Genomic DNA, 23,099 nt, shown 5'->3' on the forward strand with positions numbered 1-23,099 from the left:
CGTCGCGCCTCGGACTACCCCAATCTTGCCCGTGCTTTCGCCGTCCAGGCGTTGAACAGCCGGTCGGCGACGATGCCGATGAAGGCGATGGCGAGGCCCGCGACGATGCCACGGCCGGAATCGGCCTTGGACAGCGCGATGAACACCTCCTGGCCGAGATCGCGCGTGCCAACCATGGCGCAGATGATGATCATCGCCAGCGCCATCAGGATCGTCTGGTTGACGCCCAGCATGATCTCCGGCAGCGCCAGCGGCAATTGCACCCGGAAGAAGGTTTGACGCGGCGTGCAGCCCGAAACCTTGGCCGCCTCGATCAGCGCCGGCGGCACCTGCCTGATGCCGTGATTGGTATAGCGGATGGCCGGCACCACGGCGAAGGCGACGGTGGCGATCATCGCGGTGACGTCGCCGACGCGGAACAGCATCACCACCGGAATGATGAAGCAGAACGACGGCAGCACCTGCAGCGTGTCGATAACAGGGGTGACGATCTTCTCGAAGCGGTCGCTGCGCGAGGCCATCAGCCCGATCGGAATGCCGATCAGGCACGCGATGAAGGCCGAGATGCCGCAGAGATAGACCGTCGCCATGGTCTTTTCCCACAGACCGGTCACCGCGCAGAAGGCGGTCAGGACGGCGACCAGGGCGGCAAGGCGCAGGCCGCTGAGCTGATAACCGGCAAGGCCGAGCAGGAACACCGCGCCCAGCCATGGGAACCCTTCGCAGAAGGCACGCACCGGATTGAGCACATTGAGAATCAGCGCCACGCGGAAGGCCTCGATCATGTCGAAGAAATTGATCGTCACCCAGTTCACCGCCGCTTTCCACAGCGGCGCGGTGGTGAAGGTGATCGCCTTCGGCACCGCCGCGAAGGCTGGCAAGAACAAGCCGAGCAGTGTCGTCACGACAAGGATCGCGATAGCCAGAGCCAGATTGGGGTAACGCCGCCAGAACACCGGGTTGGTTTCTTGATGGACATGGCCCTTGGCGTTGTTGTGTGCGATGGCCTGGCTCAGCCGGTCGAGCGCGATGGCCAGCGCCACAATGGCGAGCCCGGCTTCCATCGCCTCGCCGACCTTCAGCGCCCGCAGCGCCAGAAGCACATCGTAGCCAAGGCCGCCGGCGCCGATCATCGAGGCGATGATCACCATGTTTAGCGCCAGCATGATCACCTGGTTGACGCCGACCATCAGCGTCGGCCGCGCCGAGGGCAAAAGCACCCGCCACAGTTTCTGCCGCGCCGTGCAGCCGGCCATCTCGCTGAAGTCGTCGATTTCGGAAGGGACGCGCGACAGGCCCAACATCGTCGCCCGCACCATCGGCGGCGTGGCGAAGATGGCGGTCGCGATCATCGCCGAGACCGGACTGTTACCGAACAGCAGCAGCATCGGGATGAGGTAGGCGAAGGTCGGGATCGTCTGCATCAGGTCAAGCGCTGGGGAGACGATGAGCCTTTCCGCCCATGGCTTGCGCCAGGCCCAGATACCGGCGAACAGCCCGGTGACGATGCAGAACGGCACGGCGATGGAAATCAGCGCCAGCGTCAGCATGGCGCTGGTCCACTGGCCGAACAGGGCGATGTAGAGGAAGCAGCCGCCGACCAGTATGCCGAGCTTCCGGCCGCCAACGGCATGCCCGGCCAGGTATGCGGCCGCGCAGACGCCGACCCAGGACAGGCGTGGCAGGATGACGGTATCGGCGCCATGGCCGAACTTGAAATTCTTGGCCAGGAGATTGAGCGCGAAGTCGAGTGGCACGCCGAGCACCGCGGTGATCGAGCGCGTCAGCCAGGACAGGTTCGACTTGATCCAGCCCATCAGCGCGCTGACCCAGTCGGCGACCGGCACGACGGCGCTGCTGGGATAATTGACGGCCCAGGGGAGACTGTCCTGCAGCAGGAACGTGACTAGTACGATGGCAAGCGCCGAGGCCCAGACCAGAAGCCAGACCTGAACCGGACGCGTCCTTGCCTCGCTGGCGCTTGCCGTCACCGTCATGCGCTGGTTCCCGAACGGTCGATGCCGGCCAGCAGATCGATCACCGCTTGCGGCGTCACCTCGCCGATCGGCTTGCCGGTGCCGTTGACCACCGCGAACGGCTTGCCGGCGGCAACGATGCTGGCCGAAAAACTTGATATCTTGGCGTCAGACGCCACCGTGCCGCCATGCTCGCTGCCGTCGCAGGCGCGCATCAGGCCGCGCGCCGAGATCACCTTGGCGCGGTCGACGTCGCGGGTGAATTCGGCGACATAGTCGGTCGCCGGATTGACCACCAACTCCTCGGGCGTGCCGATCTGGATGACCTCGCCATCCTTCATGATGGCGATGCGGTCGGCCAGCCGGATCGCCTCGTCGAAATCATGGGTGATGAAGACGATGGTCTTGTGCAGCATCGTCTGCAACCGCATCAGTTCGTCCTGCATCTCGCGGCGGATCAGCGGATCGAGCGCCGAGAACGGTTCGTCGAGGAACCATATTTCCGGCTTGGTGGCGAGGCTGCGGGCGATGCCGACACGTTGTTGCTGGCCGCCGGAAAGCTCGCGCGGATAGAACTGCTCGCGGCCGCGCAGGCCGACGAGCTCGATGACCTCGCGCGCCCGCGCCTCGCGTGTCGGCCTGTCCTGCCCCTGGATGCTCAGCGGGAAGGCGATGTTCTCCAGCACGTTGAGATGCGGCAGCAGGGCAAAATTCTGGAACACCATGCCCATGCGATGGCGCCGCAATTCGATGAGGGCCGCGTCGGAAATCTTGAGCAGGTCCTTGCCTTCGAACTCGACCTTGCCATGGGTCGGCTCGACCAGCCTGGACATGCAGCGCACCAGTGTCGACTTGCCGGAGCCGGACAGGCCCATGATGATAAAGATCTCGCCCTGGCGGATTTCGAGATCGACGGCACGCACCGCACCGACCAGTCCGGCGGCGGCGATCTCAGCCATGCTGGCCTTGCCGTCGCGCTCGCGGATGAAATTGGCCGCGTTCGATCCGAACAGCTTCCAGACATTGCGGCAGGCGAGCTTTACCGGGCGGTCGTCCTTGCCCGATTGCGATGGTACCTGTTCAGTCCTATCCGTCATCCAATCGTCCTTCTGGAGCATCAACAATCGAGACCCGGCTGATCGGCAGCCGGGTCTCATTTTCCAGTCGGGTCGATTACTGCGCCCAGGCTTTCCAGTCGGCTTCGTGAGCGGCGATCCATGCGGCGGCGACATCTTCCGGTGTCTTGCCGTCGAGATCGATTTCGCCGCTCATTTTGTTGAGCTCGTCGGTGTCGATTGTGAAGGCTTTTGCCACCTTGTAGGCGACCGGCCATTTTTCCTTCATGCCGGACCAGGAGTATTTCCAGATCTCGCCATGCGGCTTGCCGCAGTCATATTTGGCGTCCGGGTTCGTGCCCCATTTCGGGTCGTTGTAGCACTCGGGCGTGTATTCGGGGAATTGCACCCATTCGCCCTTGTACTTGGCCGGCGCCCAGTGCGGCGAATAGATCCACAGCATGATCGGCGCCTTGCGCTGATAGGCGGAATCCAGTTCGGCGAACATCGCCGCGTCGGTGCCGGCATGGATGACGGTGAACGGCAGTTTGAGCGCAGCGACGCGCTCGTCGTCGAAGCCTTCCCATGTCACCGGGCCGCCGAGATAGCGCCCCTTCGGCGCGGTCTCCGCCGTCGAGAACGACGCCGCGCAGGTGGCGTCGAGAAGCGCATGCCAGTCCGGCAAGGTCGGGCACTTTTCCTTCATGTATTCGGGAAACCACCACTCTTCCTTGGCCTTCGGGCCGAGCTTGCCGAGCCGTTCGGTCTGGCCGGTGGCGTCGGACGCCTTCATGGCTTCGCCGGCGGTCGTGTCCCAAAATTCCAGCCCGACATCGAGGTCGCCATTGGTGAGGCCCGTGGTCAGGCTGGAGAGGTAGTCGGCGGTCGGATATTCCACCGTGTAGCCGAGCTTTTCGAGGATGCCGCCGAGGATCTTGGCGTTCAGGTTGACGCTGGTCCAGTCGAACAGCGCGATCTTGATCGGGTCGTTGGATTCGGGTGCGGCGGCTTGGGCCGATGGCGTCAGCAGGCTTACCCCCGCGAGCGCGAAAGCGCCCATCGACAGTTTCGAAAATTGACTGCGAAATGACATGCTTGTTCTCCTTCAAGCTGTGACAGTTATCGTTCGTTCCCTTCTTGCGTCTTTTTCTGATTGTGTTGGAAATATCTGTCGTTGCGCAAGGCCGTTGTCGCCTTGTCGCGGCCAGGGCCGGCGCAGGCGAGATAATGCTCAATTTCAGTGATGACGGATGGTGCCGAGAGGGTCAGCGTCATGGCTGCCAGCGGACCGCTGCGGGAGCGATCACCTGCGGATCAATTGCCGGTCTTGCGGCGCCCTGCAAGGTGCAAGCCATCAAGGTCCCATGATCTAGGCTGTTGGCCTGGTAAGCCCCGTCTCGCCAAGCCGTTTCATAGGATGAAATTATATATACCAACGTTCATCTCGCGCAACGACTAACGCCTCGCGGGATGCACAATTTCAGACTGCAGGCGAAGTCTCGCCCGGCTGGGCGTTCCGTCCTACCAGCAGACGTAGCCGCCATCGACGATCAGGTCGAGGCCGGTGACGAAGCTCGATGCGCGGCTGGCCAGGAACACCGTCGGCCCAACCATCTCCTCCGGCGCCGCCATGCGCCCCATTGGCGTGTCGCGCTTGAATATCTTCACCTCTTCCGCCACCTCCGGCCGCTTGTTCATAGGCGTCAGCGTGTAGCCAGGGCTGACGACATTGACGCGCAGCCCGCGGTCCGCCCACTCCATGGCGAGGCTCTTCGACATGTGGATGACGGCGGCTTTCGAGGAGTTGTAGTGCGCCTGCGTCAGCCCGCGATTGACGATGGTTCCCGACATCGAGGCGATGTTGATGATCGAGCCCTTGCGTCGCGCCAGCATCTTGCGGGCTTCGGCCTGGCAGGACAGGAACACGCCGGCGACATTGACCTCGTGCACCTTCTGCCATTTCTCCAGCGACAGCGTCTCGGCGGGTTCCGAACCGGCAATGCCGGCATTGTTGACGGCGACGGTCAGCGCGCCGAGCTCGGTCTCGACGCGCTCGATCGCCGCCGCGAGATCGCTCTGCGACGTCACCGTGCCGGTCAGCACCAGCGCCTTGCGGCCGAGTGCTGTGATCCGGTGAGCGGTTTCGTCCAGCCCACCCTTCGACGCATGGCCGAAGCAAGCGACGTCAGCGCCGGCCTCTGCCAGTCCGATCGCGATTGCCTGGCCGATGCCGCTGCCGGCGCCGGTGACCAGCGCGATATCGCGGTCCAGCTTGAAAAGATCCATCGATAGCCCTCCCTGGCTCAGGCAGGGTATGCGCTGAACTGTGCTTGGATCAAGCGCGCTCCGCGCAAGCGGACAGACAGGCCGTTGATGCTCGGAAATAGCCTTCGATAGCGATCCTCGCTATGCCGGTTCGGTCACGACCGCCTTCTGCAGCCTCGCCAGCTCCCCATAGGGGATGTGGCAGCGGATCGAATGGCCAGGCTGCGCCTCGCTGAGCGGCGGCTCCTGCTGCTCGCAGATCGCGCCGATCTTTCGCGGGCAGCGTGTGTGGAACACGCAGCCGGACGGCGGATTGGTGGCGCTCGGGATTTCACCGTCGAGACGAATGCGCGCCGTCTCGGTCTGATCGAGCTTGGGCACGGCCGACAGCAGCGCTTCCGTATAGGGATGGTGCGGACCAGCAAAGACGTCTTCCGATGGCCCGAGCTCCATGATGCGGCCGAGATAGAGCACGGCGATCTTGTCCGAGAGGTAACGGACCACGGCAAGATCGTGCGAGATGAAGATGTAGCTCACATCTTCCTTCGACTGCAGGTCGGCGAGCAGATTGAGGATCGCCGCCTGCACCGACACGTCGAGCGCCGACGTCGGTTCATCGCAGACGACGATGCGCGGGTCGCCGGCGAATGCGCGCGCGATGGCGACGCGTTGCTTCAATCCGCCCGAAAGCTGGCGTGGCTTGACGGCGAGATGCCGGTCGGTCAGCCGGACCGAGCGGACGAGGTCGTTGAGGCGAGCCTCCAGCGCCTTGCCGCTCAAGCCCGCCAGCCGCTTCAGCGCGCGGCTGATCAGGTGCCGGATCGAGTGCGAGCGGTTCAGCGCCGAGTCCGGATTCTGGAAGACGATCTGCATCGCCTTGATCTGGTCGTCGCTGCGGTTTGCCAGCCGCGGCGCCAGCGCCTTGCCTTCCAGCTCGATGGTGCCGCCTTCGTCCGGCGGCACCAGGCCGAGCAGAAGCCTGGCGAAGGTCGTCTTGCCGCTGCCGGATTCGCCGACCAGCCCGAGCGTTTCGCCAGGCCTCAGATCGAGTGACACGTCCTTGACGGCGCGCAGTGCGTGGCCATGGCTTGCATAGGTCTTGTTCAACCCCGCGACGCGCAGCACGGGCGCCGCTGCTGCCTTTGGTGCAGGCGCGACATTGCTCGGTGTCGCGCGCGGCAGCGCCTGCGCCTTCTCGTGATAGTGACAGCGCGACAGCCTGCCGCCGAGATCGTAGAGCGGCGGCAGTTCGGTGCGGCAGCGGTCATCGGCGAGCGCGCAGCGGTCGGCAAAAGCGCAGCCCGTGATGGCGGCGCCGATGCCGGGCAGAAAGCCCGGGATGGTGTCGAGGCGGCCCTGGTCCTTGCGCTGTCCGCCGCGCGGCAGGCAACGCAGCAGCGCCACCGTGTAAGGGTGGCGCGGATCGTTGAACACGACCTCCGTCGGCCCTTCCTCCACCAGCATGCCGGCATAGAGAACGCCGACGCGGTCGCACATGTTCGACACGACCGCGAGGTTGTGGCTGATGAACAGGATCGAGGCCGACAGTTCCTGCCTGAGCTGCGCGATCAGGTCGAGCACCTCGGCCTCGACCGTCGCATCGAGGCCGGTGGTCGGCTCGTCGAGGATCAGCATCGACGGATCGTTGGCGAGCGCCATCGCAATCGCCACGCGCTGCTGCATGCCGCCGGAAAGCTGGTGCGGGTAGCGTTGCATGACGCTTGTGGGGTCGGAGATGCGCACGCGGTTCAGCATGGCGATCGCGCGGTCCTGCGCCGCCTGTCCCGTAATGCCACCGAGCTCGAAGATCTCGGTCAGTTGGCGCCCGACGCGGATCGACGGGTTCAGCGCCTTGCCCGGATCCTGGTAGACCATGGAGACGCTTTCGGCCCGCGCCCGCCTCAGCGCCTCGGCGTCCAGCTTCATGACGTCCTGGCCGTCGAGCGAGATCGCGCCGCCTGTGATCAAGCCGTTCCTCGGCAGATAGCGCACCACGGTGAGCGCCACGGTGGATTTGCCGCAGCCGGATTCGCCGACCAGCCCGTAGGCCTCGCCTTGGCCGATGTTGAGGCTGAGATTGCGCAGCACCGCGCGGTTGCGCCCGGCGACACGGTAGGCAACCGACAGATCGGTGAGTTCGAGCGCGTTTTCGGCCTTGGCGGGTCTAGTCATTGAGCGCTCCGTGAACGCCGTCGGCCGCCAGATTGACACCGATCACCAGCGAGGCGATGGCCAGCGCGTCGAACAGCACCGTCCACCAGAAGCCGCCGCCGATCATGCCGTAATTGCTGGAAATGCTCAGCCCCCAGTCGGGCGAGGGCGGCTGGATGCCGAAGCCCATGAAGGACAGCGTGGCGACCGCGAAAATGGCATAGCCGAGCCGCACGGTGGTTTCGACCAGGATCGGCGGGATGACGTTGGGCAGGATCTCGACGAACATCGTATGCAGGGCACTCTCATGCCTGAGCTGTGCGGCGGCAACATAGTCGAGTTCGCGCTCGGCGAGCACGGCAGAGCGCACGGTGCGGGCAATGATCGGCGCGAAGCTCAGACCGATCACGACGATGACGGTCGTCTTGGAGGTGCCGAGCGCGACGATGGCGAGCAGCGCGACGATAACGACGGGAATCGCCATGAAGGCCTCGAGGATGCGGCTGACGACATCGTCGACGATGCCGCGAAAATAGCCGGTGATGAGGCCGAGCGCCGTGCCGGCCACTGTCGCCAGCAAGGTCGCCAGCGGCGCGACGGTCAGGATATCGCGCGAGCCGACGATGACGCGCGAGAAGACGTCGCGGCCGATCTGGTCGGTGCCGAACCAGTGTTCGGCCGAAGGCGGCGCCAGCGCGTTGATGATGTCGTCGGCAAGCGGGTCATAGGGCGCGAAATGTTCGCCGAAAATCGCGCAGCCAACCCAGAACAGCACGATGACGAGACCGGTGAGGAACGTGCCGGAGCGCAGCAGCGAAAACAGCACCTCCGCCAACGGGCCGCGCTGGCGCGTATCGTCGGGTGTCGGGGAGCTGGTTTGGACGGCGCTCATTGATCTGACCCCAGCCGGATGCGCGGATTGAGCACGGAATAGAGAAAGTCGGCGGCAAGCGTCGCCACGGCATAGACGATGCCGATGGTGAGAATTCCCGATTCCAGCATCGGGAAATCCTTGCCGCGCGCCGCGGTGAAGATCAGCGAGCCGATGCCCTGGTAACGGAACAGCGTTTCGATGACCACGAGGCCACCAATGAGATAGCCGGTCTGCGTCGCGATGACGGTGATGGTCGGCAACAGCGCATTGCGCAGCACATGCCGCCAGATCACCGTGCGCCACGGCAGTCCCTTGAGCACGGCGGTCCGCGTGTAGTCGGAATCGAGCGCCTCGATCATGCCGGAGCGTGCCATGCGGGCGATGTAGCCGAACAGCACCAGGAACAGCGGCAGCGAAGGCAGGATCAGATAATAGAGCTGGGTGAAGAAGCCGGCATCACGTGGCCATGCGGCTGATATCGGCAGCCAGCGTAGCCAGACGCCGAAAATCAGGATCAGGATGATGCCGGTGACGAACTCCGGCAGCACCGTCACCGACAGGCCGCCGAGGCTGATGATGCGGTCGAGCGGCCGGTTGAGATTGAGCGCGGCAACGACGCCACCGAGGATGCCGATCGGCACCACCAGCACGAAGGCGACCGCCGCCAGCTTCATCGAATTGCCCAGCGCATCGATGACGAAGGGCGCCACCGGCGAGCGGAAGATATAGGACGTGCCCATGTCGCCCCGGACGAAGTTCCAGATCCAGGTCGCATATTGGGTGAGCAGCGGTCGATCGACACCGAGCGTATGATTGAGCGCGTCGACCGCGCGCTGGTCGGCGAACGGCCCCAATATGGCGCGACCGACATTGCCGGGCAGCACCTGGCCGCCCAGGAACACCATGATGCTGAGCAGGAACAGCGTGACGAGCGATAGAGAGACACGCCGGACAAAGAAGGAGAGAATGGCGAATACTCCTTGTGAAGCCAGCCCCCATGAGGGAGCTGGCTGTTAGAGGATTGGCTTTCCCTTCTGGCTCAGGCCTTCGATGCCTTGTCGAGGAACAGCTGCGACATCGCGGTTGGCTGCACGCCGGTGACACCTTTCGCCGTCGCTGTCAGATAGTCGTAGAAATAGCCGAAGATGACGGGCGTTTCCTCGAGCAGCAGGTTCTGGATCTTGCCTGCCGTCGCCTTCTGCGCCTCGAGGTCGAGCGCCGCGATGTAGCTGGTCGCGAGCGTGTCGTAGTCCTTGTTCTTGAAGTGCGCCGCGTTCCAGGTGCCGTCGCTTTTCAGCGGCGCGGCAAGGAACACGTTCGGCACACCGCGGTGACCATAGTCGGTGATGCCCATCACCGAATCCAGCCAATTCGATTTGCCGAACACCGCGTCTCCGTAGTAGGCGCCCTGGTCGAGGATGTTGAGCTCGAGCTCGATGCCGATCTCCTTGACCCAGTTCTGGATGAGCTGGGCGTATTCGGGGATTTCGAGGTAGCGCTCGGTGGTCAGCGTCACCTTGAAGCCCTTGCCGGCGCCGGCCGCCTCCATCAGCTGCTTGGCCTGCGCGATATCCTGCTTGCGCTGCGGTACGCTCGCATCGGTCGAGGGATAGGCAGGTGCGAACGGGCTGTCATTGCCCGGTGAAGCCCGGCCTTTCATCAGGCCGGCAACCAGCTTGTCGCGGTCAAGGCTGAGCGCGATGGCGCGGCGCACGCGCGGGTCCTTGAAGGGATCGGAATCGCAGCGCAAATGCAGTTGCTGGTGGGCGACCGACTTCAGGCTGATGATGTCGACGCTCGGATCGTTGAGCAGGGCAACGCCGGCCAGAACCGGCATCTGGTTGATGATGTCGACCTGCCCGCCCTGCAATGCCAGGATCATTGGCTGCGTGTCGGCGAAGAAGGTGAACTCGGTGCGCTCGGGCAGTGCCTTCGGCCCCCAGTAGTCTTCGTTGCGGACGAAGGACGCGCCGACCTTTGCCGTGTACTTCTCGATCTTGAACGGCCCGGTGCCGTCGAAGCTCTTTTCGTAGTCGCCCTTGTAGCTCGCCGGGATGATGACGGCGTTGTAGTTGTCGGACGACACCATGTAGGGGAAGTTGCCGTTCGGGGCGTCGAGATGGAACTCCACCGTGTAGTCGTCGACCTTCTTGGTGGCGCCCTTCTGCAGGATGCCGGTGAACACCGACAGCGCGTTGGACGAGTTTGCCGGATCGGCGAGGCGGTCGATGCTGGCCACGACATCGTCGGCCTTCATCTCGCCGCCGCTGTGGAATTTCACGCCCTTGCGCAGCTTGAAGGTCCACACCGTGCCGTTGTCGTTCGGCTTCCAGCTTTCGGCCAGCGCCGGCTGCAGCACGAGGTCGGGGCCGTCGATGCAGAGGAACTCGGCAACCTGTTGCATGACCAGCAGGCCGCCGGCATCGGCGATGGTGACCGGGTCGATCGTTGCCGCCGGCACGCTGCTGGCGACGCGGATGGTGGCGCCGGGTGCGCCCGCGGCGCGCGCCAGCGACGGCATGCCGCCGAGGCCGGCAGCCATGCCGATACGGCCCAGCAGCGGCAGCGACAGGCCGAGCAGGCTGCCGTGACGGATGAAGTCGCGGCGGCTGACACGACCGTCGACGAGGCCATCGATGAGGTGATTTTCAAGCGGCGAACGGTTGCGCCGGATGAGATCGAGAATGCGATAGTTCTTGCTCATGGGTTTTACCCTTTCCCCTGTTTCTTATGGTTGACGAATTTCGTGGATTGCTCCGTTTCCCGCCGCCAGAGGCCTGTCGACCGGGACTGTAGCATGCGGTTTTGTCCGTTCCATCCAGTCCTTGGCGTGGATGCGCCGGATTCGTGTCTGCACTGCTCCACCTGTATGTGGCCGGCCTTCCCGACCGAAGTCGCGGTGGTTGGCTTCTTGTTGTCTTGGCCGTCTTTCGTCATCTAGTTCAACGGTAAACGGCGATAGGTTCCAGGCTTTGCCGGGTCATGATATTTGTTGCATGGTCCGTTTTCGGCAAAGTCGCGATGGCAGGCGGCGAGGTGTTCTCGCGACAATGTGATGCCGAGACCAGGGCCCTCCGGCACGCGCACGACGTTGTTCTTTGGCGAAAACGGCCCTTCCTCGGTGACGTCCATCGGCAGCATTCGAAACAGCGACTGGTTCGGCTCCCTGATCCAGCCGAGCGCCGCGCACAGATGCAAATAGGCGGCACTGCCGACGCCGCTGTCGCCGCTGTAGCACCAGAAATCGATGCCGGCGTGCTCGCAGGCGCCGACGAAACGCAGCAGGCGGCCGATGCCGCCATGAGTCGTCGGGTTGCCGACGAAAGCGTCTGGCACTTTCATCTCCATGGCGCGCGCGATGTCGATGTTGTGGGTCGAGAACGGGATCGAGCAATGGCGCCGCAACTCGCGCATCTCTTCGATCGTCGCCACCGGGTCCTCCCAGTTGCGCACGCCGAGCTCCTCCAGCGGCCGGGCCAGCCGCCGCGCCGTCGCCAGCGAATAGGCCTGGTTGGAATCGATGCGGATCATCGCATCGTCGCCGAGCTTTTCGCGGATCAACTCGACCATCCTAAGCGAGATTTTCGGGTCCTGCGTCGAGAACTTGCCTTCGAAGAAGGTCGTTCCATGCGTCTCGTGCAGCTCGACGCAATAGTCGGCGACTTCTTCCGGCGTCGTCTCGCCCTTCACCTTTGGCCCGTCGCCGCGCAGCGAAAAATAGTCGGTGAACGGGATGTCCTTGCGCACGGCGCCGCCGAGCAACTGGTAGAGCGGCTGGTTCCACGCCTTGCCCCGCAGATCCCACAACGCCATCTCGACGGCGCCGAAGGCCATGATGCGGGTGCGGTCGTTGATCGACTGCACACCGGTCCAGTAGGGCAGGCAGACGTGCTCGGCGCCAGCGATGTCGAAGGCGTCACGGCCGACGAGCCGTTGGGCAAGAATATCATTGATGATGGCGGCCGCCGCCGGTGTCGGGGCCTCACCGAGGCCGATCAGGCCATCGTCTGTCTCGACCTCGACGATGGTCGGCGAAAACCCGTCGAGTTCGCCGAACACCCAGGCATAGGGCGCCTCGAGGCGCAGGTTGATCGGCGTTGCCGTGATGCGCCGGATCTTCATGTCAGCGGCCGACCTCGAAGAATGGCGCGCCGAGCAGGTCGGGAACGACGTCGATGCCAAGGCCCGGTCCGTCCGGAATGCCCATGCGGCTGCCGGTGACCGGTGGCATGTTCGACGCGGTGCGCACCGTCACCCATTCGTGGAAGGCGATCGCGTGCAGCCGGCGCTCCTCCGGCGTCGACAGCGACAGATGCGCCATGGCCGCGGTATCGATCTCGGCACCGCCAGTGTCCTCGACGGTGATCATGAAGCCGAGGTCGACGGCGAGGTCGCGAATCTGGCGGGTCTTGCTGACGCCGCCCAGCCGCGAGATCTTCAGCGTCAGCCCGTCGGCCACACCCTTGCGGTGGATGTCGAGCATGTCGTCGAGCGAGGCGACGGACTCGTCGAGCACCATCGGCTTGTCGAGCGAGCGGCGCACCGACATGCATTCGTCGATCGTCGTGCAGGGCTGTTCGAACGTGTAGTCGATGGCGCGCGTCGCATCAGCGAACTGGCGCGCCTGGTAAGGCGTCCAGCCGGCATTGGCATCGCAGAAGATCACCGTGCCTTTCGGCACCGAAGCGGCGACCGCGGTGACGCGTTCGATGTCGTCATGGACATTGCCGCCGACCTTGACCTGGAGCCGGTGGAAGCCGTCCTTGACAATGCGCTTGGCCAGCGCCGCCATCGCGTCAACGCTGCCATGGGTGACGACCTTGTAGAGCTCCGCCGTTTTGCTCTCCTGTCCCCCCAGCAGCGTGACCAGCGGCACATCGGCGGCGCGTGCCGCGAGATCCCAGCAGGCCATGTCGAGCGCCGACTTGATGTAGGGGTGCCCCTTGAACACCGTGTCCATCAACCGGCCGATGCTGGCCAGCCCGCGCGGATCGTGGCCGATGAGATGCGGCGCGATCTCCACCACGCCTGCGCGAACGCCAGCCGCGAAGGCGGGCGAGTAGAAATTGCCGAGCGGCGCCATCTCGCCCCAGCCTGTCAAACCGCTATCCGAGGTAATGGACACGATCACCGCGTCGAAGGCGTCGGCAACGCGCCCCTTCGACATGCGATAAGGCCCGTCCACGAAGGGCTGCACGACATGGTAGGCTTTTATGGTTTCGATCTGCACGTGTCTGTCCGTTGGCTAAGATGTCTGGGAATTGGTCAGGCGCGTTTCGGCGGGCGCTGTTCGAGGCCGCGCGCGTAAGAGAGAAGCTCTTCGAAATCGAGGTCGATGTGTTCGCGGGCATGGCGCTGGGCAGCGCGCATGTCGGTGCCCTTGAGCAGCGACACATAGATATCGTGAACGTCTTCGGCAGGCACCGCTTCCTTGCGTGCCTGCTGGTGCAGCGCGAAATACATCTGCAACCGGCTGGTCAATCGCTGCCAGGTTTCCAGCAGCACCGAATTGTCGGCCCATTCGTAGATCAGGCCATGCAGCTGCAGCGCCGTTTCGATCTGGCGGGTGGTATCGCGGTTGCGGGTCGCCTGCTTCACCGCCTCGTGGCGCCGGTCGAGCTCATCGAAAAACCGCTGGTCGCGCAGTGGCCATGTCCGCTCGATGGCGAACTCGTCGAGCACCTTGTTGAGCGAATAGGCATCGTCGATGTCCTTGGCGGTGACATCGATGACGAAGGTGCCGGCATAGGGAATGCTGGTCAGGATGCCTTCCTGGACCAGCTCGCGCATCGCTTCGCGGAGCGGCGCGCGGCTGACCCGCATCTGTTCGGAGATACGGAGCTCGTTGAGCTTCTGGCCTGGTTCCAGCTGGCCGGTCAGGATCGCGCGCCGCAGCAGCGCGACGATTTCGGCGCGGCGCGTGGTGTCCGCGATCGGACTGAAATCCGCTTTCCCCATTCGGCCACTCCCAAGGAAACCGAAAGTAAGACAAGCAGATTGTCGACAATCTAACAAGAGACTATTTTCGGATTCTTCGATTGCCTCGAAGCCACGATGCGCCTCGACAATCGGTCCTCAGGCCGCGCGGCCGTAGAAGCCGATACGCTCCTCGTCGCTGAACATGACGCCGGGTTTCTCGTAGTAGGAGAAAACCGCGATCATGCGCTCGCGATTGCCTTCGACGGTGGTGACGCGGTGCGCGGTGTTCTTGCCGCGAAAGACGTTCAGCGTGCCCGGCTTCATGCGCAGGATCCTTGCCTGCGGGTCGCGCCCCTCAAGCAATCTGGCGACGCCGTCATAGTTGGGATTGTCGTCCGAACGGAGGTCGGTGCGGTATTCGAGATCGCCGCCGCGTTCCGCCTGCTGCAAGAGGAGGGTGGTGGTGAATTCCGAGCGGTCGAAATGCCAGTTCAGCGCCTCGCCGGCGCGGTAGGCCATGACATTGGTGCGGGCCAGCGGATCCTGCATGACATGCAGCCTGGCCTTGCCCATTGTTGCCGCGAGGAAACGCACAAGCGGCTCGTACTCGTAGATGGCAAGCACGGTGCTGCCGGGGATCTGGTCGGCGCAGACGGTGTGGCTGATGGTCTCGACCTTGCGCAAAGCGGGGTGATCTGGGGCAAGCTCGGGGATATCAGGCTTGAAGTAGATGTTGTGCGTCCGCTTGTGCACATGCGAGCGCGCATCCATCACAGGCTTGATTTCCCGCACCGCCATTTCAGCGACACCGGGGCGCAGAAACCCTTCGAGGTTGAACATGCCGCCTGCTTCGAGCGCTGCGATGGATTGTTCGACGAGGCGCTGCCATTCGGCGCTGCCTTCGCGGTCGAGCGGATAGCGGTCGAGATCGAGAATGTCTTTCATGATCATGGGCTCCGAGGTTCCGAGCACATGAGACGGCAAAAAAATCTTTCTCTCAACGTCGAAAATTATTAGGATTGGGCAAGAAAAACTTCTGGAGCCCGATGTGGAACGGCTGCCGCCGCTGAATGCCATCAAGGCCTTTGAAGTCGCCGCCCGCGCCGGCAGCTTCACCCTGGCCGCGACCGAGCTCGGCGTCTCGTCGGCGGCGGTCAGCCAGCAGATACGCAATCTCGAAACCTGGTTCGGCAAGCAGCTTTTCGTACGCAGCGGCAACCGCATCGCGCTGACCGACGCCGGCCACGCCATCTACCCGCAGACCGCGCGGGCGCTGGGCGACATAGCGGCGATCGGCCGGCGCATGCTGGAAGGGGGCTTGCGGACGCGCCTGGTCGTCAGCGTGCCGTTTTCGCTGGCCGAACTGTGGCTGGCGCCGAGGCTGGCCGTGCTTCTCGATGCCTTTCCGCAGATGGCGATCGACGTTCGGGTCGAGGACGATCCGGTCGACCTCATGCGCCAGAACATCGACCTGCGCATCAGCTATGGCGACTATCACTATCCCGGATTGAAACTCGTCCGTCTCGTCCATGACGACGTGCTGCCAGTCTGCGCGCCGGAGTTCTGGCGCAGGCACGGCAATGGCGATCCAAGCCTGGCGGACCTGCATGAGAGCCTGTTCATCCACACCAATTGGGGGCCGAACTATGCCTCCCATCCGACCTGGGCTGAGTGGTTTACGGCGTCCGGCGGCAGTCGCGCGCCCGATCCCTCGCATGGGCGCCGGGTCGGCCTGTCCAGCCTGGCGATCGCCTCGGCGAGGCTGGGTCTGGGCATTGCCCTTGGGCAGCGGGTCATGGCGCAGGCCGATCTGGAGGCCGGCCGGTTGATCGCGCTGTCGCCCGTGTCGGTGCGCCTCGGGCACCCCTATTGCGCGTTCATGCCACCGGCCAAGGCCGAGCGTGCCGACGTGGCCGGTCTGGTGGAGCTGCTCGTGAAAGCGGCGCCCGCGACCAGTGGGAAGGTCGGGGCGCCGCGCTAAAGCCGGACCTGACGGGGGTGTTCAGGTGGCCGGCTTTTCCGGCAGCGGAGAGATCGGCATTCCGGGTCCGATCTTCTGCAGATTGCCCGTTATCACTTGGTCGCCTTCGGCGACGCCATTCAGGATCGCCACCTGATCGCCGCTGGTCGGGCCAAGCGAGACCAGCCGCTGGTCGACCGTGTTGCCCTTGCCGACGACGTAGAGATATTTGCCGAGCTGGCTCGAGCCGAGTGCTGTCTGCGGCACCATCAGCGCGTCGGCCTGCTGCTTCACATGCAGCCGGACACGAACATACTGGCCCGGCAGCAGCGTGAACTTGCCGTTGCCGATCGTCGCCCGCGCCGTGATGGTGCCCGTCGAACGGTCGACCGAATTGTCGATGAAGGTGAGTTCGCCCTTCTGGCTGGCTTCGGTCTCGCCGGGAAGCAGGACCTCGACCTCGATCGGGCCGGCCGCGCGGGCCTGCTCGATCTCGATCAGGTCGGTCTCGCTCGGATTGAAGGTGACGTAGATCGGATCAAGCTGCACCAGCGTGTTGAGCACGGTGCCGGCAACGCTGACCAGTGTTCCGACCGAGGCCTGGTTGCGGCCCAGGCGACCGCCAAACGGCGCGCGGATTTCGGCATAGCTCAGATTGAGCTCGGCCGTGCGGACGGCTGCCTGGTTGAGAGCCAGCGACGCCTGTGCTTCGCGCAAGGTGCTGGTGCGCTGGTCGAAGCCGTCCTTGGCGAGGTAGCCGCTCTTGGCAAGCTCGGTGCCGCGGCCGAGATTGGACCGGGCATAGTCGAGCGTCGCCGTGTCGCGTTGCACCTGCGCCCTGGCCTGGTCGAGAGCCGCCTGGAAGTCATCAGGCGAGATCTTGTAGAGAAGATCGCCTTGCCGGACGTCGACGCCGTCAGCAGCGGTCTGCTCCTGCAGATAGCCTGGAATTCTGGCCTGCAGCGTGATGCTGCGGATGGGCTCAGTCCGGGCGGCATAGTCGAGGTAGATCGGGATCGTCTTCTTGACGACGCTGACCACCGGCACCGGCATGACAAACGCCGCCGGAGCCGGCGTCGCCGCTCCGGCCGTGCCGGCGTTGAGGCTGAGGTTGCCCATGTCGAGCAGGTGGACGCTGGCCATCGAGATCGCCCCCAGCGCGACAGCTGTTCCCAACGCGATTTTCCATTTACGCATGATCAGTCTCCAATCTTATTCGGCCGCTTCCGCCAGGGGCGGGAAGGCGGGCTCAGTAGTTGGTTCAGGGTGCTGGTGGGAGGCGGGCTCTTCACCGCCACGCCGTTCGCGCAGCTGTTCGATGACCGCGTAGAAGACCGGCACGAACACCAGCGACAGGATGGTCGCGGCGACCATGCCGCCAAACACCGTGGTGCCGATCGACTGACGGCTTGCGGCACCGGCGCCCGTGGCGAACATCAGCGGCAGAACGCCGAGGATGAAGGCGAAGGCCGTCATCAGGATCGGCCGCAGCCTGAGCCGCGCGGCTTCCATCGCCGCGTCGACGATACTGAGGCCTTCCTCGCGCCGTCGCCGTGCGAACTCGACGATCAGGATGGCGTTCTTGGCCGCCAGGCCGATCAGCATGACGAAGCCGATCTGCGAATAGACGTCGATCTGCATGCTGCGTGCCCACAGCGCCGCGAACGCACCGAACAGGGCCAGCGGCACCGCCAGCAGCACCATGAACGGCATCGCCCAGCTCTCGTACTGCGCCGCCAGGATCAGGAAGACAAAGACGATGGCGAGGCCGAAGACGACCGACGCGATCGATCCTGCCTTGAGCTCCTGGAAGGTGATGCCGGTCCATTCGAAACCGAAATCCCTGGGCAGCGCGGTGGTGGCGGCCCGTTCCATCGCGGCGACCGCCTGGCCCGAGGAAAAGCCGGGCGCAGCACCGCCATTGATCGTGGCAGACGCATTGTTGTTGTAGTGCGGTACGGTTTCCGGGCCCACGAACGGCACCAGCTTGCCCAGTGTGCTGAGCGGCACCATGCCGCCGGAGGCATTGCGCACATAGAGCCGCGAAATGTCGGCGGCGCCCGCACGTGAATCCTTGTCGGCCTGGATGGTCACCCGGAAGGTGCGGCCGAACAGGTTGAAGTCGTTCACGTAGAGCGAGCCGAGATAGATCTGCAGTGTGTTGAACACGTCGGGCAGGTTCAGGCCCAGCAGCTTGGCCTTGCTGCGATCGAGATCGTAGTTGAACTGCGGCGTCGAGGTCGAGAACGGCGAAAACAGCTGCTGCGGATTGATTTCCGGCTGCTTGCGCGCCTCGGCGATCACGGCTTGCGTCGCGTCGTTGAGTGCCGAACTGCCGCGACCGGTGAGATCCTCGACGACGAATTCGAAGCCGCCTGTCGTGCCGATACCCGGGATCGAGGGTGGATCGAAGCTCAGCGCGAAGGCTTCCGGAATCTGCATCAGCTTGCCGCGCACGTCGGCGACGAGCTTCGACGCACTCTGGTCGGGACCGCGTTCCTCCCAGGGCTTCAGGATGGCGAATTCGACCGCCGAGTTCGACTGCGCCGCGCTGGTCAGGAAGTTCAGGCCGCTGATCGAGCCGACGATGTCGACGCCGGGCGTCGACTGCAGGATGTCGCGCGCCTTCTGTGCCACCGCGTCGGTGCGCTCCAGCGACGCGCCGTCGGGCAACTGGATGACGACGAAGAAGTAGCCCTGGTCCTCGACCGGAAGGAAGGTCGAGGGCAGGCGCTGCCAGACGAAGTAGGTGGCGACCAGGCCGGCCGCGAACAGGCCAAGCATGATCCAGCGCAAGCGGATGAGAATGCGCACGCCATGGGCGTAGGCATGCGACAGCCTGTCGAAGCCTGTGTTGAACCAGCGGAACAGGACGAATTGCGTTGGCTGGCGATGCCGCAGGAAGGCGGCACTGAGCGCCGGGCTCAGCGTCAGCGAGTTGAAGGCGGAGATGCCGACGGAGATCGCCACCGTCAGCGCGAACTGGTTGTAGAGCCGGCCGGAGACGCCAGGAATGAAGGCGACCGGCACGAACACCGCCATCAGCACGGCGGTGGTGGCGATGATCGGACCGGTGACTTCGGCCATCGCCGCCTTTGTCGCCGCGAGCGGCTTGAGCCCGGCCTCCAGCTGTCGTTCGACATTCTCGACCACCACGATGGCATCGTCGACGACGAGGCCGATCGCCAGCACCATGCCAAGCAGGCTCAGCATGTTGAGCGAGAAGCCAAGCATCTCCATGACGACGAGCGTCGCCACCAGCGACACCGGAATGGCGATGGTCGGGATGATCGTCGTGCGCCAGCTTTGCAGGAAGATGAACACCACGGCGACGACGAGGACCAGCGCTTCGCCCAGCGTGATCAGCACGTCATGCATCGACGCCGAGACGAAGCGCGTGGTGTCGTAGTGCATTGCGTAGGACACGCCCTTCGGGAAACGGCCGGACAGCTCCTGCATCTTGTCCTTGACGCGCTGCTGCAGATCGAGCGCGTTGGAGCCGGGCATCTGGTAGACGGCAAGCACGACGGTCGGGTCCTTGCCGAAGAAGGCCGACGACGAATATTGCAACGCGCCGAGCTCGATGCGGGCGACGTCGCGCAGCAATACCAGGGAGCCATTGGCGGTGTTGGCGCGCACGACGATCTCGCCGAATTCCTTGGGATCGCTCAACCGGCCGACGGCATTGACCTGCATCTCGAAGGCGGTGCCGGCCGGAGCTGGCGACTGGCCGATCTTGCCGGCCGCGACCTGGACGTTCTGCTCTGCGATGGCGTTCTGGACGTCGACCGCGGTAATGCCGAGATTGGCGAGCTTGTCGGGGTCGAGCCAGACGCGCATCGAATAGCGCCGTTCGCCGAAGATCTGCACGTCGCCGACGCCGGGCAGCCGCTTCAGCGGATCGACGACCTGCAGATAGGCAAGGTTGCTCAGCGCCACCGGATCGATGGAATTGTCTGGCGAAGTCAGGTTGACGATCAGGACGAAGTTCGGGTTCTGCTTCTTGATCGTCACACCGCCCTGGTTGACGATCGCCGGCAGCGACGAGGCCGCCTGCGAGACGCGGTTCTGGACGTCGACCGCGGCGGTGCTCAGGGAATAGCCGACATCGAAGGTGATGGTGATTGTCGAGGAGCCGTCATTGGAGCTCGACGACGACATGTAGGTCATGCCCTGCACGCCGTTGATCTGCTGCTCCAACGGCGTCGTCACCGTGTCAGCCACCACTTGCGCGCTGGCGCCCGGATAGTGGGCGCTGACCACGACCTGGGGCGGCGTGATGTCCGGAAACTGCGAGACAGGCAGCAGGAAATAACAGATCGTCCCGGCGAGCACCATGATGATGGCGATCGCCGAGGCGAAGATCGGACGGTTGATGAAGAAGTTTACCACGACACACACGCCTCGCCGGCTGCTCTTGCCCGCCCGAAGGCGCTGGCAACCCTGGACAACTGGCCGTGCCTGTCACGGGGGGCTTCCCGTGAACGCAGCAACGGCACCCAGCTGCCCTGCTCATCGGCAAGTGAGCGAAGCATTTTCTCGAAGGCGCGGGGGTCGACCCCATCTGCTTTCATGACCAGCCGGATCATCGGATCCCGGACGGCCTCATCTATGGTAAGATCGCGGCGCTGTGGCATTGGCCGGCTCCTTGTCTGTCGATTCGCAGCCCATGCTCGCGAACCGTTTTCATCTCTTCACCGGCCGAGGCCGCATGATTGGCAGTTTCTCGTCCCTCTCATCTGGCAGGACCAGTTCACGGTCTTGTTATTGACGACGGACGACATAGGTGTTACCAGTAAGTAACATTCTGGAAGTTACAGACCGGTAACACCCTAGTCAAGAGGTGGCCGAGGGTTTTTTGGAAACGAAAGGAGATCATGATGGCAGACGGCGTCGTGGAGCGCTCTCGTCCCCGGGACCGGATCCTGGAGACGGCGCGCGACATGTTCCACAAGCACGGCATCAAGGGCGTCGGCGTCGACGCTATCACCGAAGCTGCCGGCACGAACAAGATGACGCTCTATCGTCACTTCGAATCCAAGGACGAACTGATCGTCGAGTGCCTGCGCGCCAACGCGGCCAAGGCCGGCGCTATGTGGGACGTGTTCGAGGCCGAATTTCCTGGTGACAAGCTTGCCCAACTGCATGCCTGGGTTCGCAAGGCAGCTGCCGTGCTCAAGGCTGACGGCCGCGGCTGCGACATGGCCAATGCCGCCGCTGAGCTGACCGAGCCGGACCATCCGGCCAGGCTGGTGATCAAGGAGCTCAAGGAGGCCCAGCGCGAGCGCCTTGTGACGCTATGCCGGGATGCCGGCATTGGTCAGGCCGAACTGCTCGCCGATACGCTGTCGCTGCTGTTCGAAGGCGCGCGCGTCAGTGTGCAGACCGTGGGCACCGAAGGGCCGAGCACGCAGTTCGTGCGCATGGCCGAGGGGCTGATCGTTTCCTTCCGGGGCACTGCCGCCGGTTGACGTGAGCCGCCGCTATCAACGACACGCCATTCTATCGTGCGATCAGGCGCGATGCGTGGCGCGCCTCGGCGTCGGTTACGCCGTTATTCCTGCCGGTTGAACGAAAAAAGCCCGCTGCCGGGAGGAGGTGGCAGCGGGCTCGATTTCGAATTTGGCGCGGGAGGAGGTGCGCCCCATTCAGCGTCGGCATCGCATCTGGGAGGAGTAGATGGCCGACAACCAGAAGCTATGACGTGCCCAACGATTCGGCAATCGCGGATCGTGCATAGCAGCTGTGCAGATTTGCCGTATCGCCCGCGAAAGTTGTGGGGTGTAGCCAGAAGAGCACAGGCTGCCTTCGCGGCGCGCCATCACTGCGCCGGAACGTTCTCCCTGAAGATCAGTCGCGGCTCGATGAACTTCCTTGTCAGATAGGGCGCGGAGGATGCGATGGAGCCAAGCAGGCGAATGACGGATTGTTCGGCGATCAGCCTGGCATTCTGGTCGATGACGACATCGAGCAGGTCGTCGACGAGATAGCCCCGCGTTTCCCTTGTCAGGTCGTGGCAGATGAACACCGGCTTGCGGTTCGGCTTGGCTTCCCGCAGCGCTCTCGCCACGCCCGAGCGTCCGGCTCCGACGCAATAGATGCCGAGCAGTTCCGGCTCGTTGTGCAGCGCCTTCATGGTCTCGGTATAGCTCACTTCCGGCTCGTCGTTGATCTCCACGGCGCTGCTGACGATCAGGTTGGGAAACTCCTCGTTGAGCACCGAGCGGAAACCCATTTCGCGTTCTTCGTGGCCGCGATAGGAGCGCGAGCCGACGACCATCGCCAGATGACCGGTACGGTCGCCAAGGAACCGGCCCATCAAAAGCGCCGCCGTTCGTCCGGCCACCCGGTTGTCGATGCCGACATAGGCCGATCGCGGTGCCGCCGGAATATCGGACACCAGGGTGACCAGGCGGATGCCGGCATCGACGATGTCGCGCAGGATGTTGCGGGTTCGCGGATGATCGACGGCGATGACACCGACGCCGTTGGCCCGGAGCGAGAGGTTTTCAACGGCGGTCTGCAATGCGCTCGGCGAGATGCCGGCAAGGTTGTGGATCCGGCACGAGGCGACCAGCGGAAGCCGCGCGGCGTAGTCCTCGATATGTCCGGCGAGATCGCTCATGAAAGCGTTGGTACCGATCGGCAGCAGGAATTCGAGATGGGCGGGCCGCGAGGGAAGCGTCACCTGATCGGCCACCGGCAGATAACCGAGCTGCTTGGCTGCCTCCATCACGCGCTGCCGGTTGGCCGCGCTGGCGCCCGCCCGGTTGTTGAGCACCCTGTCGACCGTTGCGGTCGAGAGCCCACAGCTGCGGGCGATATCCGAGACGGTGGCTTTCATGCCGCAACCCTATGCGCCGATGCGATACCGCGCCAGACAAGCGATGCGATTTGAG

The 23,099-nt window shown here is 64.1% G+C and carries 18 protein-coding genes; 2 read left to right on the top strand and 16 right to left on the bottom strand.

Annotated features, from left to right (window positions below; genetic code table 11):
• Positions 1-14: 14 nt before the first annotated feature.
• The 13 genes from OOJ09_RS02000 to OOJ09_RS02060 form a co-directional block, all read right to left on the bottom strand.
• Entirely contained in the window at positions 15-1,997 is a 1,983-nt protein-coding gene (locus tag OOJ09_RS02000; RefSeq protein WP_269903583.1) for an ABC transporter permease, read from the bottom strand.
• Entirely contained in the window at positions 1,994-3,073 is a 1,080-nt protein-coding gene (locus OOJ09_RS02005; protein ID WP_269903584.1) for a quaternary amine ABC transporter ATP-binding protein, read from the bottom strand. Before OOJ09_RS02005 ends, OOJ09_RS02000 begins: the two co-directional genes overlap by 4 nt.
• Before the next feature lie 76 nt (positions 3,074-3,149).
• The gene (locus OOJ09_RS02010; protein WP_269903585.1) at positions 3,150-4,124 is read right to left on the bottom strand and encodes an ABC transporter substrate-binding protein; all 975 of its coding nucleotides are present in this window, start codon (positions 4,122-4,124) and stop codon (positions 3,150-3,152) included.
• A 26-nt stretch (positions 4,125-4,150) separates the two neighbouring features.
• Entirely contained in the window at positions 4,151-4,306 is a 156-nt protein-coding gene (locus OOJ09_RS02015) for a hypothetical protein (protein ID WP_269903586.1), read from the bottom strand.
• A gap of 246 nt (positions 4,307-4,552) precedes the next feature.
• A complete protein-coding gene (locus OOJ09_RS02020; protein WP_269903587.1) occupies positions 4,553-5,317 on the bottom strand; it encodes an SDR family oxidoreductase in 765 nt (254 codons plus the stop codon).
• Between the two features lie 120 nt (positions 5,318-5,437).
• Positions 5,438-7,468, bottom strand: a complete 2,031-nt coding sequence (locus OOJ09_RS02025; RefSeq protein WP_269903588.1) for an ABC transporter ATP-binding protein — start codon at positions 7,466-7,468, stop codon at positions 5,438-5,440.
• The gene (locus tag OOJ09_RS02030) at positions 7,461-8,339 is read right to left on the bottom strand and encodes an ABC transporter permease (RefSeq protein WP_269903589.1); all 879 of its coding nucleotides are present in this window, start codon (positions 8,337-8,339) and stop codon (positions 7,461-7,463) included. The genes OOJ09_RS02025 and OOJ09_RS02030 overlap by 8 nt, the downstream gene beginning before the upstream one ends.
• A complete protein-coding gene (locus tag OOJ09_RS02035; RefSeq protein WP_091576893.1) occupies positions 8,336-9,289 on the bottom strand; it encodes an ABC transporter permease in 954 nt (317 codons plus the stop codon). Before OOJ09_RS02035 ends, OOJ09_RS02030 begins: the two co-directional genes overlap by 4 nt.
• Before the next feature lie 71 nt (positions 9,290-9,360).
• The gene (locus OOJ09_RS02040; RefSeq protein WP_269903590.1) at positions 9,361-11,025 is read right to left on the bottom strand and encodes an ABC transporter substrate-binding protein; all 1,665 of its coding nucleotides are present in this window, start codon (positions 11,023-11,025) and stop codon (positions 9,361-9,363) included.
• Between the two features lie 233 nt (positions 11,026-11,258).
• A complete protein-coding gene (locus OOJ09_RS02045) occupies positions 11,259-12,443 on the bottom strand; it encodes a mandelate racemase/muconate lactonizing enzyme family protein (protein WP_269903591.1) in 1,185 nt (394 codons plus the stop codon).
• A 1-nt stretch (position 12,444) separates the two neighbouring features.
• Positions 12,445-13,551, bottom strand: coding sequence for a mandelate racemase/muconate lactonizing enzyme family protein (locus OOJ09_RS02050; RefSeq protein WP_269903592.1), 1,107 nt, complete (start codon positions 13,549-13,551; stop codon positions 12,445-12,447).
• Between the two features lie 35 nt (positions 13,552-13,586).
• Positions 13,587-14,279 carry a GntR family transcriptional regulator gene (locus OOJ09_RS02055; protein WP_269903593.1) on the bottom strand — a complete coding sequence of 231 codons (693 nt, stop codon included), beginning with the start codon at positions 14,277-14,279 and terminating at the stop codon, positions 13,587-13,589.
• Positions 14,280-14,396: 117 nt separating this feature from the next.
• Positions 14,397-15,185 carry a 2OG-Fe(II) oxygenase gene (locus OOJ09_RS02060; protein ID WP_269903594.1) on the bottom strand — a complete coding sequence of 263 codons (789 nt, stop codon included), beginning with the start codon at positions 15,183-15,185 and terminating at the stop codon, positions 14,397-14,399.
• A gap of 103 nt (positions 15,186-15,288) precedes the next feature.
• Here OOJ09_RS02060 and OOJ09_RS02065 point away from each other — a divergent pair, with 103 nt between their 5' ends.
• On the top strand, positions 15,289-16,221 hold the full coding sequence (locus tag OOJ09_RS02065; protein WP_269903595.1) for a LysR substrate-binding domain-containing protein: 933 nt from the start codon (positions 15,289-15,291) through the stop codon (positions 16,219-16,221).
• Positions 16,222-16,242: 21 nt separating this feature from the next.
• Here OOJ09_RS02065 and OOJ09_RS02070 read toward each other — a convergent pair whose 3' ends face one another.
• Both OOJ09_RS02070 and OOJ09_RS02075 read right to left on the bottom strand, forming a co-directional pair.
• Positions 16,243-17,397 carry an efflux RND transporter periplasmic adaptor subunit gene (locus OOJ09_RS02070; RefSeq protein WP_269903596.1) on the bottom strand — a complete coding sequence of 385 codons (1,155 nt, stop codon included), beginning with the start codon at positions 17,395-17,397 and terminating at the stop codon, positions 16,243-16,245.
• Between the two features lie 15 nt (positions 17,398-17,412).
• Positions 17,413-20,592 carry an efflux RND transporter permease subunit gene (locus OOJ09_RS02075; RefSeq protein WP_269903597.1) on the bottom strand — a complete coding sequence of 1,060 codons (3,180 nt, stop codon included), beginning with the start codon at positions 20,590-20,592 and terminating at the stop codon, positions 17,413-17,415.
• 488 nt (positions 20,593-21,080) lie between these two features.
• Here OOJ09_RS02075 and OOJ09_RS02080 point away from each other — a divergent pair, with 488 nt between their 5' ends.
• Positions 21,081-21,671 (top strand): TetR/AcrR family transcriptional regulator, encoded by a 591-nt coding sequence (locus OOJ09_RS02080; protein ID WP_269903598.1) that lies wholly within the window; start codon positions 21,081-21,083, stop codon positions 21,669-21,671.
• Positions 21,672-22,021: 350 nt separating this feature from the next.
• Here OOJ09_RS02080 and OOJ09_RS02085 read toward each other — a convergent pair whose 3' ends face one another.
• On the bottom strand, positions 22,022-23,044 hold the full coding sequence (locus OOJ09_RS02085) for a LacI family DNA-binding transcriptional regulator (RefSeq protein ID WP_269903599.1): 1,023 nt from the start codon (positions 23,042-23,044) through the stop codon (positions 22,022-22,024).
• Between the last annotated feature and the right edge of the window lie 55 nt (positions 23,045-23,099).

It is taken from the genome of Mesorhizobium qingshengii (assembly GCF_027563465.1).
Taxonomy (GTDB): Bacteria; Pseudomonadota; Alphaproteobacteria; order Rhizobiales; family Rhizobiaceae; genus Mesorhizobium; species Mesorhizobium qingshengii_A.